Origin of the sequence: Paenibacillus sp. M2 (genome assembly GCF_046713495.1) — a bacterium.
Lineage (GTDB): Bacteria > Bacillota > Bacilli > Paenibacillales > Paenibacillaceae > Paenibacillus > Paenibacillus amylolyticus_B.
On the sequence record NZ_CP169648.1, the window covers coordinates 5,270,990 to 5,277,232 of the forward strand.

Below are 6,243 nucleotides of genomic sequence, written 5' to 3' on the forward strand. Positions count from 1 at the left end.
GTTGATCCTCCCTATTCGACAATCATTTTGGAGATGCTCGTTTCTTTGATCGATTGGATGCTTATCCATGCTGTTAGTACAATCGTGCCTGCAAGTAACAATGGACACAAAACATATGCCTGTAACGGGTTAACAACAAAAACAATATTGGAAGCACCAAACGTCGACATAATGGCACTAACCAACAACGGACCCAACGTATTGGACAATATCGTTCCAGTAACAACCCCTAAGATTAATATGACAAGTGACATCACGACATACTTGAACTTGATTTTAGACAAGGCAAACCCAAGACTTCTTAGTACAGCAATGTCGTTGTTGTCCTTGGCTACTAACATCTGAAGGAACAGTGCTGTAATTAAAATAGATATGAAGACACCGATGACCAAGGCCAGCATCGTCACCAATTTCAATTGTTGGATGGTTCCGCCTAACGTCTGATCCAGATAACCTTGAAGATCGGTTACTTTGGCCGGCGAGAAAGCCGCCTCATATTCAGCAATTTTGGTAGCCATGTCCCCGCGATTATTCAGATCCAAACTGACCACATACCACAACACACTATCCTTGTTGTAGGGCAATAAGGCCTTCGCCGTTTTCCCACCATTCGTAACGTCCTGGTATATCCCGCTGACTGTCATCATCTGGTCCTTGCCATTAACCAGCAAGGTAAGTTGCTCACCAGTCTTCAGGCGCAGCTCGCTACTGTTGGCATCAGATAACGCAATTTCATTCTCAGTTGTTGGCGCATTACCGCTAACATAAGACAATGGGAAAATACTGAAATCCCCAGTTTCTACACTCAGATTGTCGTAACTTCCTTCCGCATTTTTAATCTTGAACTGGCTTGTTACCAATGGGGAATATGTTTTGATGTCTTTATCATTTTGGATCTGGGCAACCAGATTGTCATAACGCTGCTCCACATCATCTGTATGCCTCAAGTCAATGCGAATATCACTTTGTCCAACACCCATATAAGAAATAAAACTTGGCGCCTGCAAAGTGTTCAGGAAGTTGACCGGCACAATCATGATAAATGAACTGACTACAAAGACGAATAACAATAATCGGAACATCTTGATTCGCTGTATGACTTCCTTCAGACCAAGAAAGACAGGTACAGAAGACCAGCGATTGCGGGACAAACTAAGCCGGTTTCGAATGATCTGTGTATCTCCCAGGCTCCCGGTACGGAGAGCATCCACTGCGGAGATGGAACGAAAACGTCGCAGTACCGTTCGACAGAACAGAACAACCATGGCAAATATGATTCCAGCGGCTAATAACGGAATCGCGAAATGCAACAGGGTTGCAGGTGCTTTTCCCATATACAACATGATGTTGGAAACAAATAATCTGTTAACGCCAAGTGATGCAATGTAACCAAGTACGGATGCAAATCCGGCCATAAATACATACTTCATCAGATACAGTCTCTTAATATCCTTCTCTGCGATCCCAATCGCTTTCATGACACTAATCTCACGATAATCCTCTTCGATGGTCGCAAGCATCGTGAATCGGATGCAAAGCATCGCGATCAGAATCAGCACAAGACTGACCAAAATAATAACGGCTGCAATAACTCCGTCGGTCATGGCATTCAATACCTGGAACAGCCCATAGGTTACGACTGGACCCGCATTGGGAAGCCCTGCATTTTGGTAAGCCTGGGTAAATTCACTCGTCAGTCCGGGATCCGTCAACCGGAATTCAATGAGATACTCCATCTCTCCGATGCTCTGCTTCAGTTCCTGCAAATTCCCTGCACTCACGATAAAACGTTTGGAGTGCACAACCGATGGATTCATCTGAGCATCACGGACAAAATCAACGATGGTATAAGAACGCTCAAATTGACCATTATCGATCCGAACCTGGTCGCCCACGCTCAATTTTTTTTGCTGCATGTAATATACCGGAACCGCGATCTCGCCATCGTTAACCTGAATAATCTCACTGTCCAGATTCAACAAATAGTCGAAACCCTGATTCTGTGTAACAAAGTCAATGTCCATAACGCTGTTCTTTTCGGACTCTGCTCCGAGAAACAGATTAGAGCCGTCAATGTTGACCATTTCCACAATCTGATGCTGCTGGACCATGGCATTTTCTTCAGCCCATGTGTTCACTTTGGCCTGATCGAGTTCTCCGGCATGCATTTGCACAAAGTGTGGTGTTTTGGATTCAGAAAATAGATATTGGATGGAACTCGTCAGTTCCATAATCATTCGTGACCCCGAAGATACCAGCAAGGCGGCCAGCAGTACAAAAATAAATAACGCAGCCGTAATCCCTTTTTTTCTCGTTATATCGTTTCTCAGCATTCGTAGCAGCATAAACGAACATGGCTCCTCTCATCTACAAGTTGTTCCTATTTATCTGGAGTCATAAAGCTTGTCAGACAATGCGCCACCATTGAAGGTTGATGCATCATGAACATGTGAGCACCCTCTTTGATGGTTTGAAGCTTCATGGATGTGCGAAAATATCGGCCCCATCTCAACGCTGATTGAAGGGTAACCGTACGATCCAGTTCTCCCCACAGATACAATACCGGCAATGAGAGCGGCTCATATTCAAGCGTTGCTGCAGATTCCAGCATCCTGAAATCCGCACGGATGACGGGCAGAAAATAATTCAATAATTCTTTTTCATGTATCAGTTCTTGCGGAAGAGCTTCATAGGAAAACAGATGATCAATCAGATTTTCGTCTGACATCCGATCATAATTCTGCATCCCGCATTCGTCAGGCGTGTTGCAGGCAGATAACACAAGCCGTAGCGTTTTAGCTACATCTGGACGTTCCTGACATAAGCGCTGCGCAACGAAGTAGGCTGTAACCCCTCCCAGACTATGTCCAAATAACAGACTGCCAGGTTGTATAACATCCAGCAACTTGCTGGTATACAGTTCTACGAGTTGCTGCATATGCTCCAGGGGTGTTTCGGTGTTCAGACCATGACCCGGGGGCGTAAACGCCCAAATTTCCGTGTCAGGAAGGTACGGCACTAGGGGCTGAAAACTGTTGGAGTTGCCACCGAGATAAGGAAAACAGACCATTTGTCTGTCTCCCTTCCCCTTTTGTAGCTGCTCCAAATAGATCGGTTCCATCACTTATCCACCACCATAACCAGGCTTACTTTCTTTCCAGAACATATGCAGGGAATGTCTGAAGTGAAGTATCCACATTTTTACGCTTGAAGATGACATGAATGACAATAGCCGATATTGCAAAAAAGAAAAATTGCATAATTTGAACTTGCGGATTAAAGTAGTACAAATCAATTTGACTTCCTGTGGCTACAAGCCAGAATGCAAGCAGATAAAACAGAAGTGTACCTTTGGTTGCATTGAAGATATAACTTTGGAACACGATAAATGCCATAAGCTGAACAACGTAGTATATGTAAGTGGTTGAGGTGCCAAAAGAGGAAATCAAGTATCCCGGAAGCACCCATAATCCGAACAACAGGCCGGTAATCAGACCACTTGTTATATTATTTTTTAACTTCCCTTGCAAGAATGGAAGCAAAAATCCGATCCAGCCAAACAGCCCACCAATCAGCCCCGTCTCCTTGATCAGATTCACAATCCCCAACCAGATCATTTCAGGTACACTATATGTCAACTCAGGAACCGGTATGCCGAATAACAAGGAACCAAAGTGCATTGTTGATGCAAAGATGATGGAAATTCCGATAATTAGCGGTATCCAGAACAGGTCCTGTCTGCGCGGAACCAGCTTCATAAACATTCCTTTTAATGCTTCCGTTCCGCCCATCACATAACATGTAATTAATCCGGCAATGGAAGGTGAATACAGAGCAACGATCGCAAGTGGATGCATCAAGGTTAACTCACCTGTTATGGGTACAATAAAATCCGCAAAGAACATGAACAAACTTGCGATTCCATAACATGTGCCAAAGGAAATTCCCAAAAACAAATACATATATTTGTTGGACGGGCTGGTTGCCGGACTTGTGACTGGACGAATGGATGCCTGATTAGCTGTAATCATAGTGCCGCCTCCTTCTCAGTCAACTTTCTCTCAATAAGATCATGCAAACGGTTAATCGTGCAGAAATTAGCCAAATCCAGATCTTCATTTGCGATCTCAATCTGGAATTTACGCTCTACAAAGTCCACCAAACGCATCGCAAAGAGCGAATTGACGAACCGCTGCTCAAAATAATTGTCATTATCATTAATTTGAGTGTCCTCATGATCCATGGTGAGGTTGTTCCCGATAAACTCCCGAATTTCCTGACGATAATCCACTGCCCTTCCCCCTTGTTATTGATGTTGCCCCTCGGGCACTAAAACCTCAATGTAATCTGGAAACTCTACAGCCTGCTGCAAATCATGATAAAACAGTACTCTTCCTTCCTGATCTGCAGATTGCTGCTTGAAACCGGCAAAGCGATAGCTGATATTCATCATTCGGTTCCTTCCGGTATCCCTAAAGTCCGCAAGCATCTGTTTGCCCTGCTTCTGAGCTTCACGCATGATATACGTTAGCAGCACACTCCCTGCTCCCCTGGACATTACTCTGCAAGACATCAGAAGCATGTTTAGCCGCCATACTTTCTGCTGCATGTGAATTAGTGCAAGTCCAATTTTGCCATACGTTCCGTATTTGTCTTCGAGTTCACACACCAATAACATATGGTCCTGCGAGGTCATCAGTTGATGCAGCTCCTCGTAACTGTAGGTAATTCCCGTTGCATTTAGCTGATTGGTACGGACAGTAAGTTCCTCTGCACGTTGAAGATCATCCTCAGTAGCCTCGTAGATGGAAAATTTCATGCCGAGCGTAGCCAGAAATTGTTCTGAAGGTCCTTCATACTGTTCCTCAGCCTGTTTACGGAGCGTATCCGCCTGATACATCTGCCTTCTGCACGCAGAGTCGGCTGTAATGAATCGGGGCATCAGCCTTGGGTCATCAAGCATGGCTTCATATTGATCCGCATGAAGTACCTGGATATCAGCATGTACACTTTGCACTTCTTCCAGTTCAAAAGGTTGATCATCCACAAACAGAATGGCATCCATGCCGATATTAATGTTCTGCTGAATCCGCTGAACAGAGACGGACTTCGCATCCCAATGGATTTCGGGATACAGAAAATATTCGGCGATGCCCAGTTCGTTTAGTTTCGCCCAAGCCAGCTCTGCATCATTTTTACTGGCAACAGAATGCAAAATACCTCGCTGGTCCAGTTTTTCAATCACCTCCTTTAAGCCCGGCTTCAGTTGCACATCTGCAGATTCAAGCAAAACTCCATCCCATATGGTGTGGTCCAGATCCCAAACGATGCATTTGATATCCTTGAGCTTTTCCATGGTCATGCCACCCTTCATCTTAGTAGGCATAGAATCCTTGACCCGTCTTACGCCCCCACTGTCCTGCATCAACCATTTTCTGCAACATCGGACAGCATCGGAATTTAGGGTCCTGATAGCTGTCGTACAATACTTTCAATGAATGCACGACCGTATCCAGACCAATCAGATCCGCCGTCTCCAGCGGCCCCATCTGATAATTGAAGCCCTTCTTCATAATGGCGTCTACCTGCTCGGGTGTAGCGATCCCATCCTGCACAATGTACGCCGCTTCATTCATTAACAAGTGCGAGAGGCGATTAGAGACAAACCCAGGCAAATCCTCTATGACAACTGGACTTTTATCAAGAGTTTCCAAAAACGCTACCATCTCATGTTCCGTACCCTGCGTTGTATGATGTCCTTTGATCACCTCCACCATGGATTTAACAGGAACCGGATTCATCAGATGCACCCCAATGACTCGACCTGGGTCAGGCAAAAATGAAGCGAGCTTTGTCACGGAAATACAACTTGTATTTAGCGCAAATAAAGCATCCGGACGAGCCGTGTGGTATAGTCGTGCGTAAACTTCCTTTTTCAACTCCAGATTTTCAGTTACATTTTCAATAATGATGCTTGCCTCTTCCACACCTTCATCTTGTGTCTGGAACGAAATTCGTTCCATGATCTGATCCAGGGGCACCTGACCGTACCCTTGCTTCAGGAAGCAAGCTGAACGATATTCACGACGTATAACATCAGGAGCGTGTTCGATGACCGACGCCGAAATATCCTGCAAAATCACACGATAGCCAGCCCTCGCGACATCCAGTGCTGTGGCGCATCCCATCACACCTGCGCCAATGATTGCAATGAGTCGATTATGCATGCCTAATCACCTCCTT

Annotated in this window: 6 protein-coding genes; all 6 read right to left on the reverse strand. The window is 45.1% G+C overall.

All coding sequences use genetic code 11. The features are described from left to right. Positions 1–11 precede the first annotated feature (11 nt). The 6 genes from ACETMN_RS24375 to ACETMN_RS24400 are packed head-to-tail and all read right to left on the reverse strand — an operon-like array spanning position 12 to position 6,227. Positions 12–2,345, reverse strand: a complete 2,334-nt coding sequence (locus tag ACETMN_RS24375; RefSeq protein WP_091013886.1) for an ABC transporter permease — start codon at positions 2,343–2,345, stop codon at positions 12–14. Positions 2,346–2,380: 35 nt separating this feature from the next. Next, complete coding sequence (locus ACETMN_RS24380; protein WP_091013883.1) at positions 2,381–3,121, reverse strand: thioesterase II family protein; 741 nt, start codon at positions 3,119–3,121, stop codon at positions 2,381–2,383. Between the two features lie 25 nt (positions 3,122–3,146). After that, positions 3,147–4,031 (reverse strand): hypothetical protein, encoded by an 885-nt coding sequence (locus tag ACETMN_RS24385; protein ID WP_179086485.1) that lies wholly within the window; start codon positions 4,029–4,031, stop codon positions 3,147–3,149. Beyond that, entirely contained in the window at positions 4,028–4,291 is a 264-nt protein-coding gene (locus ACETMN_RS24390; protein ID WP_091013881.1) for an acyl carrier protein, read from the reverse strand. The genes ACETMN_RS24385 and ACETMN_RS24390 overlap by 4 nt, the downstream gene beginning before the upstream one ends. 15 nt (positions 4,292–4,306) lie before the next feature. Beyond that, on the reverse strand, positions 4,307–5,386 hold the full coding sequence (locus ACETMN_RS24395; RefSeq protein WP_374954407.1) for an HAD-IIIC family phosphatase: 1,080 nt from the start codon (positions 5,384–5,386) through the stop codon (positions 4,307–4,309). Next, a complete protein-coding gene (locus tag ACETMN_RS24400) occupies positions 5,376–6,227 on the reverse strand; it encodes a 3-hydroxyacyl-CoA dehydrogenase family protein (protein ID WP_091013879.1) in 852 nt (283 codons plus the stop codon). The genes ACETMN_RS24395 and ACETMN_RS24400 overlap by 11 nt, the downstream gene beginning before the upstream one ends. Positions 6,228–6,243 lie beyond the last annotated feature (16 nt).